Here is a 20,261-nt window from a genome sequence, read left to right on the forward strand (position 1 = left end):
CAAGTTTCGAGCTACAAGCTTCAAGTAACGGCGGACCGCGAGCCCTTTACTTGCAGCGTGTAGCTGGCAACTTGAAGTTGTCCCACCTCAATGGTCCCGAAATTCCTTATGACAGGCACTGCACGCATCCTCGACCTTCTGCACCGCCGGCCCCAGGTAACTGGCGCTGTAGGGCTGGACCTTGCTGGCCACCACCAACTCCCCGGTGGCCGCTTCAAGGCTGTGTGCCAGTTCCTGGAACCGCGCCTGTTTCTGCCAGACTTCATCCCGGGCGCTGGTGTGGTCCTGCTCGCGTACTGGCGGGAAGTGTTTCCACGGTTCGCGGGACAGCTGGTCAAGCTGCACGGCACCCTCGGCGAAGCGGGCACCGTCGAACGGGACCCGGCCACGCAACATGCCGCCCAGCTCTTCATTGGTCTTGAGCATCTGCTTGAAAATCGCCTTGCGCTGGCCCAGCGGCGAGTTGGGATCGACACCGCCGCAGGCGGACAACATCAGGCAGGCCAGCATAACCATGGAAAATCGTTTTACAAACATCTTGGCCTCGGGACAGGAAACGGCGGTTAGTATCCTCGGGTCATCGGTAAAGACCAATGGCCCTATTCACAATACGGGTTGTTCGAATGCCTGACAGCGTTCGAACGACTGCAAGGAAAAATTTCATGAACAGCCGCTTCAAGACCTGGCACAAAGGCCTGGCATTGACCCTACCGCTGATCGCGCTGCTATCCGGCTGCAATCGCGGTGAAAAGGTCGAAGAGCCCCAGACCCATGCGCTCGCCACTTATGTCAGCGCCCCCTGGGAAGCGCTGCCAGCGGTTTCCGATGAAGACCTGCTGGCCGGTTTCGGCTCCTGGCGCAGCGCCTGCACCCGGCTCAAGGCCGACGCGACCTGGGGAGCCACCTGTGCGGCGGCGGCCAATGTGCCGCAGAGCGCTCCCGCCGTGCGCAACTTCCTGAAACAGAACCTGGACGTCTACGGTCTGCGTTCGGGAGACAACAGCCCCAATGGCCTGATCACCGGTTATTACGAACCGGTCTACCCGGGCAGCCTCACCCAGACCGCCAGCGCCAACATCCCGGTGTACGGCGTACCGGACGACATGATCATCGTGGCGCTGGACAGCCTCTACCCCGAGCTCAAGGGCAAGCGCCTGCGCGGTCGCCTCGAAGGCCGGGTGCTCAAGCCCTACGACGACGCAGCCACTATCGAGACCAACGGCGTGAAGGCGCCCGTGATCGCCTGGCTGACGGACCCGATGAACCTGCAATTCCTGCAGATCCAGGGCTCGGGCCGCATTCGGCTCGATGACGGTCGCCAGTTGCGCATCGGCTATGCCGACCAGAACGGCCACCCTTACCGGCCAATCGGACGCTGGCTGGTCGAACAGGGCGAGCTGAAGAAAGAAGACGTGACCATGGGCACCATCAGTGCCTGGGCCAAGGCCCATCCGACACGGATCCCCGAACTGCTGGGCAGCAACCCCAGCTATGTGTTTTTCAACCGCAACCCCGACAGCAACGAAGGCCCCCGGGGCTCGTTGAATGTGCCGCTGACCGCCGGCTATAGCGTGGCCGTGGACCGCAAGGTCATCCCGCTGGGCAGCCTGCTATGGCTCTCCACTACCCGCCCCGATGGCAGCGCATTGAACCGACCGGTAGCGGCCCAGGACACCGGCGGCGCCATTGCCGGTGAAGTACGAGCGGACCTGTTCTGGGGCACCGGCGATGCCGCCGGTCAACTGGCCGGGGACATGAAGCAACAGGGGCAGATCTGGATGTTGTGGCCCAAGGGCATGACGTTGCCGCAAGTGCCACAGGTGGCGAATGCCGTCACCGCCAATCCCTGAGAGATGTGTTGTCTGTACCGGCCTCTTCGCGAGCAAGCCCGCTCCCACATTTGATTCGTGAACGACACAGAGCCAGTGTGGGCGCGGGCTTGCTCGCGAAGGGGGCCAGCACGGCCCCCAGGATTCAACAACCAGACTCAGACAGAAACACAGAATAAACTGACGACCAGCCCCGCCCCCACGAACCACACCAGTGAACGCAGAATGGCCCAGTCCGCCAGGTAGCAAATGATGTACAGCAGGCGGCTGGTGATGAACAGCACCGCCAGCACGTTGATGGTCACCAGCTCGGCATTGCCGGCCAGGTGCGCCACGATCACTGCGGCAGCGAACGCCGGGGCAATTTCAAAGCTGTTGAGCTGCGCGGCATACGCGCGCCGGGGAAAGCCCTCGAGCGTCTCCAGGAAGTCCCGAGGATCGTGGTTGTCTTGCAGCCGGTATCGTCCACCGATCTTGGCGATGGCGATACACAGGTAAGGCAGGATGATCGCGATCAAAATACACCACAGGGCAACCGTCATGACGCAGTTCCTTCTTTGAGTTTCATAGGGGAATCGAGAATCGGGGAGTCGCTCAGAATTTCATCACCAGCATGCCAATCAGCACTAGCCCGCAGGCTAAGAGCCGCGGCCGACCGAAAGGTTCTTTCAGGTAGCGCATACCGAACAGCACCACCAGGATCACACTGATCTCCCGCAGCGCCGCCGCCTCGGCAATTGACCCCAACTGCATGGCCCAGAGCACCAGGGCGTAGCTGAACAGGACGCAGAGCCCGACCGCCAACCCAAGCCGCCACTGTTCGCGCCAGAACCGCACGAAGGCCGGTCGCTTGCTCACCACGGCCAACAGCGGGAATGGCCAGGCGCAGAACAGCGTGATCCAGACCAGGTAGTCCAGCGGATGGGACCATCGCCGCAGGGCCTGGCCATCGATGTAGGTGTAGCAGCCGATACACAGACCAATCAGCACCACCACCGGCAGCATCGACCAGGGCAATCGCTCGCCGCCCCCACCCTGCCACAACAGGCACAGCATGCCGAACGGGATCAGCAAAATGCCGAGAGTCTGTTGAGTCGTCAACACTTCGCCGGCAAAGATCAGCGTCAGGGCCAATACCACCAGCGGCGACAAGCCGCGCATCAACGGATAGACCAACCCCAGGTCCCCGACCCGATACGCCTGGATCAGCAGATAGCGATACAACAACTCAAAGGCCGCCGACGCCAGGATCCACGGCCAGATGTCCATCGGCGGCAGCGCCACGAAGCCCAGGGCCGACACGGCGAACAGCAGCGCGACGCTGTCCATGCACGCGACCACCAGAAGACGCTCGCCGCTGAATTTGATCAACGTATTCCAGGCGGCATGCAGCAGCGCAGCCACCAGCACCAAGGCCGTTGCAAGCACGGCACACTCCTTATCCCGTCCGTAGGAGCTGCCGAAGGCTGCGATCTTTTGATCTTTCGCTCAAGACTCAAGCGGCAGTGGAAAGATCCCAGCCTTCGGCAGCTCCTACCAGTCAACCGGGTGATGAATTTTCCGCGATCCGTTCGCAGCTGTTTATAGTGCAAACGACCACGCCCGCATTCAGTTGCGCATAAGCCAGTTCCAATAATTCTGCCGTCGCCCCCTTTTCATTCAAGCCAGGGCCACGGCATGCGTATGCCTGGTCAGAGCGTCAAGACTACAGACAGAGCCCCTGCGCATGCCACTCGCTTTGCTTTGCTTGCCTTGGCCGTTGCCGCTTTCGGTATCGGCTCCGTGGTGGCGACCAGGCTGGTGGCCCCGAACAAACGCGCCCAGGCCATCGCCATGATGTTCACCGGCCTGATTCATCACCAACGTCGCCTGGGTGTTCCGGCGGGTGCGACTGATTAGGCGTACCGCTCTCGCTGCGCACTTGCGCGTGGCTGAGCAAGGCAAAGATGAAGCTGCCCCCGATGATGTTTCCCGCCAGGGTCGGCGCGGCGAACACCAGCCAGAAGTCCTCCCATGACAACTGCCCGGCGAATACCAGATACGACACCTCGGCGGAACCGACGACAATGTGGGTGAAATCCCCGAGCGCCATCAGGTAAGTGATGAGGATGATGATCCACATCTTGGCGCTTTCCATGGAGGGGATCATCCAGACCATGGTGGCGATCATCCAGCCGGAAATGATGCCTTTGGCGAACATCTGGCCAGTGTCGTTTTCCATGACCTTGCGACCGATCTCGAGGAAAGCCAGGTCAGTGCGCGGGTCGAAGATCGGCAGATGCAGCATCACGTAGGCCACCAGCAAGGTGCCGCACAGGTTGCCCACCAATACGATGCCCCATAGCCGCAACAGCCGACCGAAATTGCCCAGGGTGGGTTTGCTCATGACCGGCAGCACGGCGGTCAGGGTGTTTTCGGTGAACAGTTGCTGGCGGGCCAGGATCACCGCGAGAAAGCCGGCGCAGTAACCGAAACTGGCAATCACCTTGAAGGCCTCGCCCTCCGGCAATCGGGCATTGAGCAGTCCCATCGCCATCAGCGACAAGCCCATGGTCAACCCGGCCGCCAGGGCCGACCACCAGAGCGCGGCGACACTGCGCTCCAGCTCCTGGTTGCCCTGGGTGCGGATGATTTCATGCAGCACCGCGGCCCGCGGCGGCTGGTTGCGGTCGACTTCGTGCTTTTCCTGGGCGGAAAGGTCCGGGGTCTTGCCGTCGTCGTGGGTGTCCATACAGCTCCTGAACCGGTGGCGTGATGAATCTACGACACGTGGCGTGCGGAGCTGTTCAGTGGTGACTCAAGCTTGATTGGAACCAGGGATTTTCAATGTTTGCAAGACCGCTATCGCGAGCAGGCTCGCTCCCACAGGGGAATGGGGACTTCTGTGGGAGCGAGCCTGCTCGCGATGGGTGCATCGCCCATCTCACTCGCTGGCGATATCATCCTTGAACTGATCCTTCACGTACTTGATCTCGGTCCGCCCATGGGGCGCCGGCAGGCCATCCTCGCCAAGGTTGACGAAGACCACTTTTTCCACGGTCAGGATGCTCTTGCGGGTGATCTTGTTGCGCACTTCACAGGTCAGGGTGATGGAGGTGCGGCCAAATTCGGTTGCGGTAATACCCAGTTCGATGATGTCGCCCTGACGCGAGGCACTGACGAAGTTGATTTCCGAGATGTATTTGGTCACCACGCGCTGGTTGCCCAATTGGACGATGGCGTAGATCGCCGCTTCTTCGTCGATCCAGCGCAGCAGGCTGCCACCGAACAGCGTGCCGTTGGGGTTGAGGTCTTCGGGCTTGACCCATTTGCGGGTGTGGAAATTCATGATCACTCCTGAGCGTCTTGCCGATGGATGGCTGCATCATGGCAGACCGGGCAGGCAGGCTCTACGCCGCCGGTTCAATAACAGTCATCGGCATTTTTGATTTGCCGACAGAAACCCTTTGGAAGATCCGATTAGCCCGCTATAATCGCCCTCGCTTTATTCGGTCCACGCTTTGGACCGTTCCCGCCACCTGTCCGAGGGGCGCTGCAGCAGGCCAGACCTGTCAGGCTCGGATGGGGCGTTGTTCGTTCGGAACTCCCGCACGGACACTAAACGCACAACGGCGCCCATTCGCATACATTACGAATGGAGGCTCTTCATGAGCGCTGTTATCACGCCTGCAGATTTTACCGATTACAAAGTCGCCGATATGTCCCTGGCCGCCTGGGGTCGCCGCGAGATCATCATCGCCGAATCCGAAATGCCGGCCCTGATGGGTCTGCGTCGCAAGTACGCCGGTGAACAACCACTCAAGGGCGCGAAGATCCTTGGCTGCATCCACATGACCATCCAGACCGCCGTGCTGATCGAAACCCTGGTCGCCCTGGGTGCCGAAGTGCGCTGGTCGTCCTGCAACATTTTCTCCACCCAGGACCAGGCCGCTGCCGCCATTGCCGCTGCCGGTATCCCGGTGTTCGCCTGGAAAGGCGAGACCGAGCAGGAATACGAGTGGTGCCTGGAGCAGACCATCCTCAAGGATGGCCAGCCGTGGGACACCAACATGATCCTCGACGACGGCGGCGACCTGACCGAGTTGCTGCACAAGAAATACCCGGCCGTCCTGGACAAGGTCCACGGCGTGACCGAAGAAACCACCACCGGCGTGCACCGTCTGCTGGACATGCTGGCCAAGGGCGAGCTGAAGATCCCGGCCATCAACGTCAACGACTCGGTGACCAAGAGCAAGAACGACAACAAGTACGGCTGCCGTCACAGCCTCAACGACGCCATCAAGCGCGGCACCGACCACCTGTTGTCGGGCAAGCAGGCGCTGGTGATCGGCTACGGTGACGTGGGCAAGGGTTCGGCCCAATCCCTGCGCCAGGAAGGCATGATCGTCAAGGTGTCCGAGGTCGACCCGATCTGCGCCATGCAAGCCTGCATGGACGGTTTCGAACTGGTTTCGCCGTTCATCGACGGGATCAACGACGGCACCGAAGCCAGCATCGACAAAGCCTTGCTGGGTAAGATCGACCTGATCGTGACCACCACCGGCAACGTCAATGTCTGCGACGCGAACATGCTCAAGGCCCTGAAGAAGCGTGCCGTGGTGTGCAACATCGGTCACTTCGACAATGAAATCGACACCGCTTTCATGCGCAAGAACTGGGCCTGGGAAGAAGTGAAGCCACAGGTCCACAAGGTTCATCGCACTGGCACCGGCAGCTTTGACCCGCAGAACGACGACTACCTGATCCTGCTGGCCGAAGGCCGCCTGGTTAACCTGGGCAACGCCACCGGTCACCCAAGCCGGATCATGGACGGTTCGTTCGCCAACCAGGTCCTGGCCCAGATCTTCCTGTTCGGCCAGAAATACGCCGACCTGTCGCCGGCCCAGAAAGCCGAGCGCCTGACCGTGGAAGTGCTGCCGAAGAAACTCGACGAAGAAGTGGCCCTGGAAATGGTCCGCGGTTTCGGCGGCGTGGTCACCAAACTGACCAAGCAACAGGCTGACTACATCGGCGTGACCGTCGAAGGCCCGTTCAAGCCGCACGCTTACCGGTACTGACAGCAGCTGCAAGCTTTGAGCTTCAGCTTCAGGCTGCAAGTAAAAGCAGTTTATTTACTTGCGGGTTGAAGCTTGGAGCTTACTTCTTCATCGCTATTATGCAGCCGTGAGTTGCAAGCAAAGCACAAGACCAGGCGCACCGCCCTCTTGCAGCTTGAGGCTTGCAGCTTGTAGCTGGAGGCCCTCCATGTCCCAAGACCGTCGCTACAGCTTCGAGTTCTTCCCGACGAAGACCGATGCTGGACATGAAAAACTGATCGCCACTGCCCGTCAGCTGGCGAGCCACAACCCCGACTTCTTTTCCTGCACCTATGGCGCTGGCGGCTCGACCCGCGACCGTACGATGAATACCGTGTTGCAGCTGGAAAGCGAAGTCAAAATCCCGGCCGCCCCGCACCTGTCCTGCGTAGGCGACAGCAAGGACGACTTGCGCACCCTGCTGACCCGGTACAAGGCCGCAGGCATCCAGCGTATCGTTGCCCTGCGCGGTGACCTGCCCTCGGGCATGGGCATGGCCAGTGGCGAGTTGCGCCACGCCAACGACCTGGTGAGCTTCATTCGCGAAGAAACCGGCGAGCACTTTCACATCGAAGTCGCCGCTTATCCGGAAATGCACCCCCAGGCGCGTAACTTCGAAGACGATCTGCGCAACTTCGTCAACAAGGCCAATGCCGGCGCCAACAGTGCGATCACCCAGTACTTCTTCAACGCCGACAGTTACTTCTACTTCGTCGAGCGCGTGCGCAAGATGGGTGTGGACATTCCCGTCGTGCCGGGAATCATGCCGATCACCAACTACAGCAAGCTGGCGCGCTTTTCCGACGCCTGCGGTGCGGAAATACCACGGTGGATCCGCAAACAGCTGGAAGCCTACGGCGACGATACGTCCAGCATCCAACGCTTCGGCGAGGACGTGATCACGCAAATGTGTGAGCGTTTGTTGCAAGGCGGCGCACCAGGGCTGCATTTCTATACCCTGAACCAGGCCGAACCCAGCCTCGCGGTATGGAATAACCTCCAACTACCGCGCTAGCGATACAAAAAGGCCTTGGCGAAACCAAGGCCTTTTTGCTGTCCGATAATCGCCGGCGTCCATCGACCAGCCTGTTGGCCTTCCAAATAGGCCGACGACAATGAAGCCTCGTGCCAGAGCGCTCTGGCTATTTGCTCCGTACTCATCGTAACCTCAGGCCATGCCCGCCATTGCCCAAATACTGACCGCCCTTCTTCTCCTGTGCCTGAGCCTCGTCGCCCGGGCCGAAAAGTTGCGTATCGTCACTGAACCCTGGGCGCCCTACGTCTTCGAAGAGAACGGCAAGATCCTGGGGCTGGACTACGAAACCACGGCCATCGTGTTCAAGCGCCTGGGCATTGATGTCGAATGGCAGCTACTGCCCTGGAAACGTTGCCTGGCGATGCTGGAACAGGGGCTGGCGGATGGAGCGTTGGACATTTTTCACAGCGACGAACGCGACTCCATGCTGCTCTACCCCAGCGAGCCATTGTCGGACGTGGAATTCGTGATGTTCCACGCCAACGCCAGGCCCCATCCATTTCGCACGCTCGCGGATCTGAGCGGCCTGACCGTCGGCACATCGCCCGGTTATCTCTACAGCCAGGCATTTCGCGAGTCGACCCTGTTCAAGCGTGAAACGGCGCCTACACACGAAGCCAACTTCGGCAAGTTGCAGCTGGGCCGGATCGATCTGCTCATCACCGATCGCCGGGTGGGTCGGCATTTGCTCAAGCAGATGCAACTGGGCGACCAGATCAGCGAGAACCCCATCGTCGTGAGCCGTCAAAGCCAATACCTGGCCGTGCGGCGCAAGGCCGGGATGGATTTGCTGGTGCAGCGCTTCAGTGCCGAACTCAAGCGCTTCAAGCGCGAACCGGCCTATGCCGAGCTGATCGCGCGCTATGACACCGCGCCCCGGCGAACGGCTGAAATAAACCGTTGAGCAGCAGGAAAGCGGCGCACGGCGTTTGCTCTGTTATACTCGCGCCTTCCCGCCAGGCTCACGCCCGGACGCCCGGTCTTGCAAAAGGCATCCCGACACCGCTACAGCGCAGCTTCCAGCCCGCGCGAGCCTTGTCCGGAGCTGTCTTCCAGACCCGGCAGGACCGGACGGGATGACGTCTTTTTGAACGTTATTCGCGCCAGGCAAGATTATCCCATTGGGCCAGGCCCTCACTAAAACAGGATTACTCATGTCCTTTGCTTCCCTCGGTCTCTCCGAGGCTTTAGTCGGCGCCATCGAAGCCGCCGGCTACACCGAGCCTACCCCGGTGCAACAGCGGGCCATTCCCGCCGTGTTGCAAGGTCGCGACCTGATGGTCGCCGCACAGACAGGTACTGGTAAAACCGGCGGTTTCGCCCTCCCGATCCTGGAGCGGCTGTTCCCCAACGGTCACCCGGACAAATCCCAGCGTCACGGCCCGCGACAACCGCGCGTACTGGTCCTGACCCCGACCCGGGAACTGGCTGCCCAGGTCCACGAGAGCTTCAAGGTCTACGCCCGTGACCTGAAATTCGTCAGTGCCTGCATTTTCGGCGGCGTCGGTATGAATCCCCAGGTCCAGGCCATGGCGCGTGGCGTCGACGTGCTGGTGGCCTGCCCCGGCCGCCTGCTGGATCTGGCCGGCCAAGGCAGCGTCGATCTGTCCCACGTTGAAATCCTCGTGCTGGACGAAGCCGACCGCATGCTCGACATGGGCTTTGTCCATGACGTGAAGAAGGTCCTCGCCCGCCTGCCCGCCAAGCGTCAGAACCTGCTGTTTTCGGCAACGTTCTCCAAAGACATCACCGACCTGGCCGGCAAGCTGCTGCACAACCCGGAACGCATCGAAGTCACGCCGCCGAACACCACGGTCGAACGTATCGAACAACGCGTGTTCCGCCTGTCCGCCAGCCACAAACGCAGCCTGCTGGCGCATCTGATCACCACCGGTGCCTGGGAACAGGTCCTGGTGTTCACCCGCACCAAGCACGGCGCCAACCGTCTGGCCGAGTACCTGGACAAGCATGGCCTGCCGGCCGTGGCGATCCACGGCAACAAGAGCCAGAACGCCCGCACCAAGGCCTTGGCCGACTTCAAGGCTGGCGAAGTACGGATCCTGGTGGCCACCGACATCGCCGCCCGCGGCCTGGACATCGACCAGTTGCCCCACGTGGTCAACTTCGAGCTGCCGAACGTCGATGAAGATTACGTGCACCGGATCGGTCGTACCGGCCGGGCCGGTCGTTCGGGCGAAGCGATTTCGCTGGTCGCACCAGACGAAGAGAAGCTGCTCAAGAGCATCGAGCGCATGACCCGGCAGAAGATTCCCGATGGCGACCTGATGGGCTTTGATGCCAGCACCATCGAGGCCGAGAAGCCTGAAGTGCGTGAGCGTCCGGACGTGCGCAACCCGCGTAATCCACGCGGCCCACGGGGCGACGGTCCGAATGGCGGCGGTGGCGGTCGCAAGGACAAGGGCAAGGACAAAGGCAAGGAAAAGCCGGCCAGCAGCAGTCGCGGCGAACGCCCGGCGCGCGAGCAGAAGCCCCGCGAAGGCACGCCAGCCCGTGAGCAACAGCGTCCAGCACCGCGTGCCGCCGCTGATCGCGCCCCGGACGAGTTCCTGGACGACGATATCGATAACTTCGGTAACCGCGTCGACTACGTGCCACAGCAGAAGCCGGCCCAGGGTCGTGGTCGCCGTCCGGGAGCTCCCGCACAGGGGGCTGGCGCAGGCGCTCCACGCAGCGGCCAGTCACAGGGCCGCCAGAACGGACCGCGCAACAGCAACGGCTCGTCCACCGGCACCCCACCCGCCAAGCGCAACGGCCCACGCAGCGGCGGCCCTCGCGATGGTCAGGCGCGCCGCGAAGAGACCCGCCGTCGCCCGGCTCGTGATGAGCAGGCGAGCCAGGAACCTGCCGTGCAGAATCCTCGTGGCAACCAGCCGAAAATCATGCACAAGGAATCCAAGCTCGATCGTTTCCCGACGCCTGAGCAACTGGACCAACTGCCAAGCCGTCCACGGGGCGAAAAACCTGCATTGCTGACTCGCAATCGCTGAGTTTTCCAAACCTAAAAAATGCCCCTGATCTCACGATCAGGGGCATTTTTTTGGTCGCCACAAAATCCCTTGTGGGAGCGAGCCTGCTCGCGATAGCGGTGAGCCGGTCAGCTCATCATCACAGTTGGATTGCTATCGCGAGCAGACTCGCTCCCACAGGAAAGCTCTGTGGAAGGAATCCGGGGCAATAAAAAACGCCCCCGATCGCAAGATCGAGGGCGTTTTTTGTCAGGCGCGAATGTTACTTCGCTTTGACACCTTCAAAGGTCACGTACAGCTCGACCACGTCGGACGATGGGCCCAGGTCTTTTTGCTTGCCGAAGTCGGAGCGCTTGATGCTGGTGGTGCCTTCGAAACCGGCACGGTAGCCGCCCCATGGGTCCTTGCCTTCGCCCAGGAACGTGGCCTTGACCACCACAGGCTTCGTCACGCCCAGCAGGGTCAGGTCACCGGCAACGTCGGCAGTTTCCTTGCCATCGGCGTTCTTGCCGGTGGATTTGACGCTGGTGGAAACGAAAGTGGCCTTGGCGAACTTGCCGGCGTTCAGGAAGTCAGCACTGGCGATATGCTTGTCCCGCTCGGCGTTGTTGGTGAACACGCTGGAGGTGTTGACGTTGAACTCAACCTTGCTGTCTTCAGGCTTGGCGGCATCGAAGCTGAACTTGCCGTCGATGTCCTTGAAGGTACCGGTGATGTAGCTATAGCCCAGGTGGCTGATCTTGAAGTCGACGAAGGCGTGCTGGCCTTCCTTGTCGACCACGTAGTCAGCAGCCATGGCCTGGCCGGCCGACAACAGTGCAGAACCGATTGCCAGGGCGGCGAGGGTCTTTTTCAACATGCTTTCTATTCCTTTGGAGTCGAGGTTGAACATCAGGCTTGGCGCCCCAGCATTCGCTTGAGGGTCGCGTCACGGTCGATAACGTGGTGTTTCAATGCTGCCAGTGCATGAAGGCCGGAGAAAATGACCAGCGCCCATGCCAGGTACAGGTGGATCTGGCCAGCGACGTCTGCCTGATCGGGCAGTCCAGACACCAGCGCGGGTACTTCAAACAAGCCGAACACCGGAATCCCGACACCGTCTGCGGTGGAAATCAGGTAACCAGCGAGCATTACGGCAAACAACCCGAGATACAGGGCACCATGACCAAGCTTCGCGCCGACACGGGTCATGCGCCCATAGGTGTCCAGGGTCGGTGGCGGTGGGCTGACAAAACGCCAGATCACCCGTAGCAGCATCACCGCCAGCAGCACCAGGCCAATGCTCTTGTGCAGGTCCGGCGCGGCTTTGCGCCAGGTGCTGTAGTAATCCAGTCCGACCATCCACAGCCCCAGCGCGAACAACCCGTACACCACCAGCGCGACGCCCCAGTGCATGACGATGCTGACCCAGCCATAGCGAGAAGAAGAGTTGCGTAGCTGCATTGCTCATATCCTGTAAAAACTGCGACCAAGACTAGCGAGTTATCTATCGATTTAAAGCGGAAATTTTTGCTTTGAAATATCGAGAAATACGATCATAAGTCTGGGTGGGGTGGGTTAAGGAAAGATTAAAGCCAACACGATGCGTGTTAGCGAGAGGCACCAGCAACCATGAAGCGGCAAAACGGATCCCATCATCAGCAAGCTTACCCTCCAAAGGAGCCCTGTTGGACCGTCATTGCGCCCCAAATATTTGCTTTGCAATATATATGTATCGCCTTTTCGGTTTCTATCCTTGATTAAATGAGCGCTCAACGTTCATTTAACAAGGTTAAACACATGGCTGTTCCTTATACTCCATTTCGAGCAAGCGGTTCTCCAATATTGCCTCCCAACCAAACAATGTCAGCGGGCCAGTACCTTCAATCACCTAACGGACGATATCGACTGGTACTGCAAGCTGATGGAAGCTTGATCATCAAGGACGGAGAGACTGTCGTCTGGACCGCAGATGGCAATCAGTTCTATAGCAAAACCTTATATCCCAAAAGAATGCGCGAGCCTCTGCAGTTTGTAATCAGCAACAGTGGTTTTCTATATGACCCAGCCAGAAGGCGCTTATGGATTGCGGAAAGTACTCATAGTAGAGACAAATCGCTTTGGTACAACACTTGTATGATCATTCAGGATGACGGCAATCTGGTAATCCATGACAGGCGAACAGGAAAGCTATGCTGGGCTCGCTCTGGCTTTGTCCCGGGCCGCCTGTCTAAACCAAGGCGAGTCAATATCCTATTTGAAGATGTAGAAATTCGCACATGGGCATTCTCATTACCACCTCTCTAATTCCAATAACGCCCTCGACTTATAAGTTGCATTCATACGGCAAGATTAGTTGATCGTACATTCAGGTCTATTCGGATCCATCTGACACCTATACGCCAACTGAGGATCGTATTTTTGAAGGATAAAGCGCCCATCCGTACAACCGCCAATCAACCCACTAGAAAGCAATACCAATATCAATATTTCGGTCAGCGACTTCATAAGCATTCCAGGCTTTATATTCCCCAGAAGACTAGTACGCAATACTTGACGCCATCTATCATTCCCTTCCGACTCTTTTGTGGGAAGCATCTGATATATCGCATAGACGTGTAGGACAGGAGCCGTGATTGCGCAACTCCAAGGCACGGCACATGCAAGCCGGATGTTCCATGCGAGATAGACGGGCAAAAAAAAGCGCGACCCTTGGGCCGCGCTTTTTTTACGCCTGAACGCTACTGAGCTGGGGTCTCAGTGGTTGCCGTCGGTTTCTTCACCGGTGCAGTCTTTTTCACTGGCGCCTTGGCCGGAGCTTTTTTTGCCGCGGGTTTGGCTGCTGGCTTCTTCGCCGCCGCTTTGGTTGTCGCCTTTTTGGTCGGCGCGGCTTTTACCGGCGCGACAGGCTTCGGCGCTTCCACCGGTGCTGGGGCCGGGGTTGGCGCTGGAGCAGGGGCGGGCGCAGGTGGAGCGACCGGCTCAGGGGCCTTGGCCGGCTCTGGCTTCTTCTCGTCATCCGAACCACCGAACAGGTTGCTGAAGAAGTTGCCTTTCTTCGCCGCGACCGCCCCCGCAGCAGCAGCCGTCGCGGCCGGTGCGACCTTGGCCGGCTCGAACGACTTGCCCGCTGCCAGGTCTTGCACCTGGCTGGCCGCGCGCTGGCCGCTGCGCAACGCGCCTTCCAGGGTACCTGGGTACAAGGCGTCCGTATGTTCACCGGCAAAGGCTACACGCTGCAACGGCTTTTCCCACAAGCGCCAGTACTTGCTGATCTGGCCCGGACCGAAGGCCAGGTACGAACCGGCCGTGGACGGGTCGGTGCTGTAGCGGCGGATTTCGTAACCGGTGAAGGCCCCGCGGGCTTGTGGATAAAAGGCGTGCAGGCGGATCAATACCTGATCGACCATCTGCTTGTCGCCAAAAGCCTGCATCACTCGGGCATTGTCGCCCGAGAGGTTGATGATCACATTGGCGCCGCCCTTCATGGCCGGCTCGATCCACATCATGCCCAGGCCGGTGTTGCTGAAAATTTCACCCGACAGGCGCGCCTTGCTGTCCCAGACCGGGGTCTTGAACTTGAGCATGATCTGGTCGCGCCAGCCGTAGTTGGTGCCTTTGATCGCGCCAAGGTGCTGGGCATCCAGGCCCGGGGTCAGTTGGATCTTGTTCAGGGCGCGCAGCGGTACGGCCAGCACCGCGTAATCGGCCTGGTAACCGACACTGCCGACCTTGACGGTCACACCATCCTTGTCCTGGGAAATGGCTGACACCGGAGAATCGGTCTTGATGGTTTTCAGTTGCTTGAGGAAAGCCTGGGCCAGCACCTGGCTGCCACCGAGCAAGCGCGAAGCCCGCAGGTCACGGTCGGACACGCCGCGATTGACCCGGTTCTGCTGTGCGAAATACAGCAGCGACAGGCGCGACGGTTCGTCGTAACGGGTACGGATCTCCTGATTCACCAGTTGCCGTGCGGTGGCCGGTAGTTGCAGGCGATCGAGCCAGGCGGAGACCGTCATCTGGTCCAGGGCATGCAACGTGCTGGTGGCCATCGGGTTCAGCGGGTCTTCGATGGAGCGCGCCAACTCGTCCAGGGTGGTTTCGTAGCGCTTGATGGCGTCGGCGGTGGCAGGCTGCTTCGCGGCCAGGTCAGCGGCCGTGAAGTAGGTGCCGTCGATCAGATAGCTGGGGGTGCGAACGAACTCGGGGGCCGGGGTGGTGCCCAGCTTGAACGTCGAGACATATTTATTCAGCACCGGCTGGGTCTTTTCGTTGCCGATCCACTCACTGGTGGCCATGCCCGAGCGACCGCCCACGCTGGGCTTGGCTTCCAGCAGGGTCACCGCCCAACCCTTGTTCTGCAACTCATAGGCCGCCGTGAGCCCCGCCAGGCCGCCACCGACGACGATGGCCGTCGGTTGCTTGTCCTTCGCCAGCGCCGTAACACTGCACAGCCCTATCACCACTAGCGCACACGCGCGCAGCCAACCAGCAGACATTCAGCGAACTCCGGAATAAAACAGGAAAATTTCAGGTTTCGAGCCAGCCGGCTCAGAGAACGGCGAAGAATACGCCAGCCATCAAAACGCCGCCAGCGACGTCTATCGCCTTGCTCAAAGCAGCGGGAACCACACAATGGTTGTTCGCAGGGCCGTCATTGCATAGGCTTGCCCGATTGTTTGGCCCGCGCCCGCCGCGAGCCGCCTCGAGGAGACTGTAAATGGGCCTGAATAACCAGTGGATGCAACGCGACCTCGCGGTGCTGTGGCATCCCTGCACCCAAATGAAAGACCACGAACAACTGCCGCTGATCCCCATCAAGCGCGGTGAGGGCGTCTGGCTGGAAGACTTCGAAGGCAAGCGCTACCTCGACGCCGTCAGCTCCTGGTGGGTCAACGTATTCGGCCATGCCAACCCGCGCATCAACCAGCGGATCAAGGACCAGGTCGACCAGTTGGAACATGTGATCCTCGCCGGCTTCAGCCACCAACCGGTGATCGAACTGTCCGAGCGTCTGGTGAAGATGACGCCTGAAGGCCTGACACGGTGCTTCTACGCCGATAACGGCTCGTCCTGCATCGAAGTGGCGATGAAGATGAGCTTTCATTACTGGGTCAATCGCGGTCGACCCGACAAGAAGCGCTTCGTCACCCTGAGCAACAGTTATCACGGCGAAACCATTGCAGCGATGTCGGTAGGCGATGTGCCGCTGTTCACCGAGACCTACAAGGCGTTGCTGCTGGATACCCTCAAGGTGCCGAGCCCCGACTGCTATCACCGCCCCGAGGGCGTGAGCTGGGAGGAACACTCGCGCACGATGTTCGCCGCCATGGAACAGACCCTCGCCGAACACCACGACACAGTGGCGGCGGTGATCGTCGAGCCGCTGATCCAGGGCGCCGGCGGCATGCGCATGTATCACCCGGTGTACCTGAAACTGCTGCGCGAAGCCTGCGACCGCTATGACGTGCACCTGATCCATGACGAAATCGCCGTCGGCTTCGGCCGTACCGGGACGATGTTCGCCTGCGAGCAGGCCGGTATCACACCGGACTTCCTCTGCCTGTCCAAGGCCCTGACCGGCGGTTACCTGCCGCTGGCGGCATGCCTGACCACCGACGACGTCTACAGCGCGTTCTACGACGACTACCCCACCCTGCGCGCCTTCCTGCACTCCCATAGCTACACCGGTAACCCGCTGGCCTGCGCGGCGGCCCTGGCGACGCTGGATATCTTCGAAGAAGACCACGTCATAGACAACAACAAGGCCCTGGCCCAACGCATGGCGAGCGCCACCGCGCACCTGGCCGATCACCCGAACGTGGCCGAAGTGCGCCAGACCGGCATGGTGCTGGCCATCGAGATGGTCAAGGACAAAGCGAGCAAGACCGCTTACCCCTGGCAGGAGCGCCGCGGCCTGAGCGTGTTCCAGCATGCCCTGGAACGCGGTGCGCTGTTGCGGCCGCTTGGCAGCGTGGTGTATTTCCTGCCGCCGTACGTCATCACCCCGGAGCAGATCGACTTCCTGGCGCAAGTGGCCAGCGAAGGCATCGACATTGCCACCCGGGATACGGTCAGCGTAGCGGTGCCGAAGGACTTTCACCCGGGTTACCGTGATCCGGGCTGAAACCCCGATGCTCCAGTTGGAACACCGTTGTGGCGAGGGGATTCATCCCCGCTGGGCTGCGGAGCAGTCCCAAGTTCTGTTTAGCGATGTAGTTCTAAGGCGAGCGCTTCGCACTCGAGCGGGGATAAATCCCCTCGCCACAGTTTAACTTTTTCAGAGATTTCCCATGAGACTGTCCCGCTTCTTCATCGACACCCCCTGAGCCTCGGCGATCACGAGTTGCCCGAAGCCCAGGCCCATTACATCGGCCGTGTGCTGCGTATGGCCGAGGGCGATGCGGTGCAGGTGTTCGACGGTTCGGGCCAGGAGTTTCGCGGTAGCCTGGCCGAAGTCGGCAAGAAGCGCGTGCGGGTGCAACTGGACGAGCAATTCGCCGGGCAACCTGAATCGCCGCTGCGCATCCACCTCGGCCAGGGCTTGTCCCGGGGCGAGCGCATGGACTGGGCCATTCAGAAAGCCACCGAGCTGGGGGTCAGCGAGATCACGCCGATTTTCAGCGAACGCTGCGAAGTGCGCCTCAAGGACGAACGCGCCGACAAACGCCTGCTGCACTGGCGCCAGGTGGCAATCAGCGCCTGCGAGCAATGCGGACGCTCGACCGTACCGGTGATCCATCCACCGTTGTTGCTGGCCGACTGGCTGAAGCAGGCCGACGCCGAGCTGAAGCTGGTGCTGCACCCGGTGGCCGAGCCGCTGGTCAGCCATGCCAGACCCTCGACGCTGGCGTTCCTGATCGGCCCCGAGGGCGGTTTGTCCGAGGCCGAAATCGAACAGGCCCAGAGCGCCGGTTACCACGCTGCCCGCCTCGGCCCCCGTGTGCTGCGTACCGAAACCGCACCGGTGGTCGCACTGGCGGTGGCGCAGCAGTTGTGGGGGGATTTCTAGATCCGCTGAAGTTTCACTGTGGGAGCGAGCCTGCTCGCGATAGCGGTGTATCAGTCAATTACCTCTTGATCGATACGCCGCCTTCGCGAGCAGGCTCGCTCCCACAATGGTTATTGGCGGTGCCGGTTATTGCACCGGATCACTCACAGGCCTGGCAATGATCTCCTTCAGCTCGCTGGTCATCGGGAACTCCAGATTCAGGCCCTTGGGTGGAATCGGTTTCTGGAACCAACGGTCATAGATGGCGTTGATTTCGCCTGACTTGTACAAGTCCCCCAGGGTCGCATTGACCAGCGCCAGGAATTGCGGATCGTCCTTGCGCACCATGCAGCTGTAGATTTCCCGCGATTGTTCTTCGCCCACCACGACCCATTTGTGTGGGTCGCGGGCCTTGGCTCGTTCGCCATAGAGCAGCGCATCATCCATGTAGAACGCCGCCGCCCGGCCGGTTTCGAGCATCTGGAACGCTTCGCCATGGTCCTTCGCACTGATGACGAACAGGTCGGCCTTGTGGTCCTGGTTGTAGCTTTTCAGGAAACGTTCGTTGGTGGTGCCGGCGGTGGTCACCACGTTCTTGCCGCGCAGGTCGGCGAAGCTGTGGATGCCGCTGTCCCTGGCCGTCAGCAACTGGCCCTTCACGTAGATGAAACCATAGGAAAACGCCACTTGCTTCTGCCGCTCGGCCGTCACCCCGGTGGAGCCACACTCCAGGTCGACGGTGCCGTTCTGCACCAGCGGGATACGGGTCTGGGAAGTGACCAGGTTGTACTTCACCTCCAGTTGCGGCAGAGCCAGTTGGGTCTTGATCCGCTCGACGATTTTGTTTGCCAGGTCCACCGAGTAGCCCATCGGCTTGCCGCTGCTATCACCTATGTAGGAAAACGGCACCGAGGCGTCGCGATACCCCAGAGTGATGCCATGGGTACTGGCGATTTTCTCCAGCGTGCCGCCCGGAGGCGCTTGCGTAGCGTGGACATGGACGCTCAACAACAGGCTCAAGGTGCAGCCGATCAACGTGATTTTTTGCATTGTTATTCTCCGTTGCGGGTGGGTCAGGCGGCGCGGGGCGTGAGGCCCTGCAAGTCAATGGACGGTGTACGCTGGCGGATCAGTTCGCTGAGCAGGCGAGCACTGCCGCAAGCCAGGGTGAAGCCCAGCGCCCCATGGCCAAGGTTAAGCCACAGGTTGCGATAGCCGGTGGCGCCGATCAATGGCACGCCGCTGGGTGTGGCCGGGCGCATGCCGGCCCATTCGACGGCGTGTTCGTAATCCCCGGCCAGGGGAAAGGTTTCCCGGGCCTGGCGTTTGATCAGGGCCAGGCGACGCGGATCCGGCGTCGGGTCGAATCCGACGATATCCACCATCGCCGCCACCCGCAAATGGTCGCCGATTCGCGCATAGACGATCTTGCGGTCATAGTCGGTGATGCTCACGCTCGGGGCCTGATGCGCTGCGCCAATCGGCACGGTCAGGCTGTAACCCTTGAGCGGATACAGCGGCATTCGCACCCCTGGCAATGCCAGGGCCGCGCTGCGGTGACCGGCGGCAATCACGAGGTTGTCCACCGGCAAGCGCTGCCCGTTCAACTCAATGGCCTGCACCTGTCCATCGACGTGGCAGATGCCGGTCACGGTCTGCCCCAACAAGAATTTGCAGCGCCCCGAGGCCTGCAAGCGTGCGGCCAGTTGCTGGCAGAAAGCGTGGCAATCGGCGACCTCCTCGTCCGGCGTGTAGATTCCGCCCACCAGCGGCACGCCCGCCAGCGCCGGCTCCAGGCCCGCGCACTCGGCGGGCCCGAGCACCTGCTGGTGCACGTTGTCCGCCAGTCGTTGCCGGGCATGCTGGAAATGGGCGGCATCACGAAACGTTACCAGCTTGCCGTTGCGCCGCCAGCCGAAGCCATCGAGGCGATCGTCTTCGCGCCAGCCCTGCAAGGTGGCCTGGCTCAGCAGTGCCAGGCGCAACAGGTGGGCGCCGTTACGCCGGTTGACCGATGTCCGGCACGCCGCGATGAACGCAGCCATCCAGCGCCATTGGGCAAGGTCCAGGCGCGGTCGCAACCTGAGTGGCGAATCCCCGCGCAGCATCCAGCCGAGTGCCTGCCAGGGCACCCCGGCGTCCGCCAGGGGGGCGACGTAGCGATAGGACAATTGGCCGCCGTTGGCAAAACTGGTTTCGCTGCCCAGCGCGTCCCGGGCCTCCACCAGCGTCACGTCGATGCCGTCGCGAACCAGTGCATAAGCCGTCGCCAAGCCGACCACGCCACCGCCGATGATGCACACCCGTTGCCCCATGTCCGCCTCACATCCGTTTCCGATCAGTTGAGGTTAGGGGCAGGTGACA

16 protein-coding genes, 2 pseudogenes and 1 riboswitch are annotated in these 20,261 nt (G+C 60.9%); of the genes and pseudogenes, 8 read left to right on the forward strand and 10 right to left on the reverse strand.

What is annotated here, in order from left to right; all coding sequences use genetic code 11:
* Positions 1-87: 87 nt before the first annotated feature.
* Positions 88-537, reverse strand: a complete 450-nt coding sequence (locus tag LOY35_RS26240; RefSeq protein WP_258628840.1) for a cytochrome c — start codon at positions 535-537, stop codon at positions 88-90.
* Between the two features lie 125 nt (positions 538-662).
* Here LOY35_RS26240 and LOY35_RS26245 point away from each other — a divergent pair, with 125 nt between their 5' ends.
* Positions 663-1,850 (forward strand): murein transglycosylase A, encoded by a 1,188-nt coding sequence (locus LOY35_RS26245; protein ID WP_258628843.1) that lies wholly within the window; start codon positions 663-665, stop codon positions 1,848-1,850.
* Positions 1,851-1,987: 137 nt separating this feature from the next.
* Here LOY35_RS26245 and LOY35_RS26250 read toward each other — a convergent pair whose 3' ends face one another.
* Positions 1,988-2,371, reverse strand: a complete 384-nt coding sequence (locus tag LOY35_RS26250) for an MAPEG family protein (RefSeq protein WP_258628846.1) — start codon at positions 2,369-2,371, stop codon at positions 1,988-1,990.
* Positions 2,372-2,423: 52 nt separating this feature from the next.
* A complete protein-coding gene (locus LOY35_RS26255) occupies positions 2,424-3,257 on the reverse strand; it encodes an EamA family transporter (protein ID WP_258628849.1) in 834 nt (277 codons plus the stop codon).
* A gap of 288 nt (positions 3,258-3,545) precedes the next feature.
* Between LOY35_RS26255 and LOY35_RS28715 the strand changes: the two are divergent.
* Positions 3,546-3,716: pseudogene (locus LOY35_RS28715) on the forward strand (MFS transporter); the annotation flags it as partial.
* Here LOY35_RS28715 and LOY35_RS26260 read toward each other — a convergent pair.
* Both LOY35_RS26260 and LOY35_RS26265 read right to left on the reverse strand, forming a co-directional pair.
* Positions 3,670-4,560 carry a formate/nitrite transporter family protein gene (locus tag LOY35_RS26260; RefSeq protein ID WP_258628851.1) on the reverse strand — a complete coding sequence of 297 codons (891 nt, stop codon included), beginning with the start codon at positions 4,558-4,560 and terminating at the stop codon, positions 3,670-3,672. The pseudogene LOY35_RS28715 and the gene LOY35_RS26260 overlap by 47 nt on opposite strands.
* Positions 4,561-4,752: 192 nt before the next feature.
* Positions 4,753-5,157 carry a hotdog domain-containing protein gene (locus LOY35_RS26265; protein ID WP_309475891.1) on the reverse strand — a complete coding sequence of 135 codons (405 nt, stop codon included), beginning with the start codon at positions 5,155-5,157 and terminating at the stop codon, positions 4,753-4,755.
* A 190-nt stretch (positions 5,158-5,347) separates the two neighbouring features.
* Positions 5,348-5,453, forward strand: a riboswitch (S-adenosyl-L-homocysteine riboswitch).
* A 23-nt stretch (positions 5,454-5,476) separates the two neighbouring features.
* Here LOY35_RS26265 and ahcY point away from each other — a divergent pair.
* The 4 genes from ahcY to LOY35_RS26285 all read left to right on the forward strand — a co-directional run bounded on the left by ahcY (position 5,477) and on the right by LOY35_RS26285 (position 10,948).
* Positions 5,477-6,886: an adenosylhomocysteinase gene (ahcY, locus tag LOY35_RS26270; protein ID WP_024778853.1), complete on the forward strand. Its 1,410-nt coding sequence runs from the start codon at positions 5,477-5,479 to the stop codon at positions 6,884-6,886.
* A 187-nt stretch (positions 6,887-7,073) separates the two neighbouring features.
* Positions 7,074-7,919: a methylenetetrahydrofolate reductase [NAD(P)H] gene (gene metF / locus LOY35_RS26275; RefSeq protein WP_258628853.1), complete on the forward strand. Its 846-nt coding sequence runs from the start codon at positions 7,074-7,076 to the stop codon at positions 7,917-7,919.
* A 160-nt stretch (positions 7,920-8,079) separates the two neighbouring features.
* A complete protein-coding gene (locus tag LOY35_RS26280) occupies positions 8,080-8,844 on the forward strand; it encodes an ABC transporter substrate-binding protein (RefSeq protein WP_258628855.1) in 765 nt (254 codons plus the stop codon).
* 250 nt (positions 8,845-9,094) lie between these two features.
* Positions 9,095-10,948 carry a DEAD/DEAH box helicase gene (locus tag LOY35_RS26285; protein ID WP_258628858.1) on the forward strand — a complete coding sequence of 618 codons (1,854 nt, stop codon included), beginning with the start codon at positions 9,095-9,097 and terminating at the stop codon, positions 10,946-10,948.
* Between the two features lie 241 nt (positions 10,949-11,189).
* On the opposite strand, the gene LOY35_RS26290 is transcribed toward LOY35_RS26285, so the two are convergent.
* From LOY35_RS26290 to LOY35_RS26300, 3 genes are all read right to left on the reverse strand, one after another.
* Entirely contained in the window at positions 11,190-11,786 is a 597-nt protein-coding gene (locus LOY35_RS26290; protein WP_258628862.1) for a YceI family protein, read from the reverse strand.
* Positions 11,787-11,818: 32 nt separating this feature from the next.
* Positions 11,819-12,370 carry a cytochrome b gene (locus tag LOY35_RS26295; RefSeq protein ID WP_258628865.1) on the reverse strand — a complete coding sequence of 184 codons (552 nt, stop codon included), beginning with the start codon at positions 12,368-12,370 and terminating at the stop codon, positions 11,819-11,821.
* Positions 12,371-13,647: 1,277 nt separating this feature from the next.
* Entirely contained in the window at positions 13,648-15,405 is a 1,758-nt protein-coding gene (locus tag LOY35_RS26300; protein WP_258628867.1) for a flavin monoamine oxidase family protein, read from the reverse strand.
* Positions 15,406-15,626: 221 nt separating this feature from the next.
* On the opposite strand from LOY35_RS26300, the gene LOY35_RS26305 reads away from it, so the two are divergent.
* Positions 15,627-17,033, forward strand: a complete 1,407-nt coding sequence (locus LOY35_RS26305; RefSeq protein ID WP_258628870.1) for an adenosylmethionine--8-amino-7-oxononanoate transaminase — start codon at positions 15,627-15,629, stop codon at positions 17,031-17,033.
* A 166-nt stretch (positions 17,034-17,199) separates the two neighbouring features.
* Positions 17,200-17,918, forward strand: a pseudogene (locus LOY35_RS26310) (16S rRNA (uracil(1498)-N(3))-methyltransferase).
* Positions 17,919-18,044: 126 nt separating this feature from the next.
* Here LOY35_RS26310 and LOY35_RS26315 read toward each other — a convergent pair.
* Both LOY35_RS26315 and LOY35_RS26320 read right to left on the reverse strand, forming a co-directional pair.
* Positions 18,045-18,947, reverse strand: a complete 903-nt coding sequence (locus LOY35_RS26315) for a transporter substrate-binding domain-containing protein (RefSeq protein WP_258628874.1) — start codon at positions 18,945-18,947, stop codon at positions 18,045-18,047.
* A gap of 23 nt (positions 18,948-18,970) precedes the next feature.
* Positions 18,971-20,212 (reverse strand): D-amino acid dehydrogenase, encoded by a 1,242-nt coding sequence (locus LOY35_RS26320; protein ID WP_258628877.1) that lies wholly within the window; start codon positions 20,210-20,212, stop codon positions 18,971-18,973.
* Positions 20,213-20,261 lie beyond the last annotated feature (49 nt).

The sequence above is a fragment of the Pseudomonas sp. B21-028 genome, assembly GCF_024749045.1.
Taxonomy (GTDB): Bacteria; Pseudomonadota; Gammaproteobacteria; order Pseudomonadales; family Pseudomonadaceae; genus Aquipseudomonas.

Bases quoted from the DNA above. Each gene is read 5' to 3' on its own strand.
- LOY35_RS26240 (WP_258628840.1), bottom strand. From the start codon at position 537: ATGTTTGTAAAACGATTTTCCATGGTTATGCTGGCCTGCCTGATGTTG.
- LOY35_RS26245 (WP_258628843.1), top strand. From the start codon at position 663: ATGAACAGCCGCTTCAAGACCTGGCACAAAGGCCTGGCATTGACCCTA.
- LOY35_RS26250 (WP_258628846.1), bottom strand. From the start codon at position 2,371: ATGACGGTTGCCCTGTGGTGTATTTTGATCGCGATCATCCTGCCTTAC.
- LOY35_RS26260 (WP_258628851.1), bottom strand. From the start codon at position 4,560: ATGGACACCCACGACGACGGCAAGACCCCGGACCTTTCCGCCCAGGAA.
- LOY35_RS26265 (WP_309475891.1), bottom strand. From the start codon at position 5,157: ATGAATTTCCACACCCGCAAATGGGTCAAGCCCGAAGACCTCAACCCC.
- ahcY (WP_024778853.1), top strand. From the start codon at position 5,477: ATGAGCGCTGTTATCACGCCTGCAGATTTTACCGATTACAAAGTCGCC.
- metF (WP_258628853.1), top strand. From the start codon at position 7,074: ATGTCCCAAGACCGTCGCTACAGCTTCGAGTTCTTCCCGACGAAGACC.
- LOY35_RS26280 (WP_258628855.1), top strand. From the start codon at position 8,080: ATGCCCGCCATTGCCCAAATACTGACCGCCCTTCTTCTCCTGTGCCTG.
- LOY35_RS26285 (WP_258628858.1), top strand. From the start codon at position 9,095: ATGTCCTTTGCTTCCCTCGGTCTCTCCGAGGCTTTAGTCGGCGCCATC.
- LOY35_RS26290 (WP_258628862.1), bottom strand. From the start codon at position 11,786: ATGTTGAAAAAGACCCTCGCCGCCCTGGCAATCGGTTCTGCACTGTTG.
- LOY35_RS26295 (WP_258628865.1), bottom strand. From the start codon at position 12,370: ATGCAGCTACGCAACTCTTCTTCTCGCTATGGCTGGGTCAGCATCGTC.
- LOY35_RS26300 (WP_258628867.1), bottom strand. From the start codon at position 15,405: ATGTCTGCTGGTTGGCTGCGCGCGTGTGCGCTAGTGGTGATAGGGCTG.
- LOY35_RS26305 (WP_258628870.1), top strand. From the start codon at position 15,627: ATGGGCCTGAATAACCAGTGGATGCAACGCGACCTCGCGGTGCTGTGG.
- LOY35_RS26315 (WP_258628874.1), bottom strand. From the start codon at position 18,947: ATGCAAAAAATCACGTTGATCGGCTGCACCTTGAGCCTGTTGTTGAGC.
- LOY35_RS26320 (WP_258628877.1), bottom strand. From the start codon at position 20,212: ATGGGGCAACGGGTGTGCATCATCGGCGGTGGCGTGGTCGGCTTGGCG.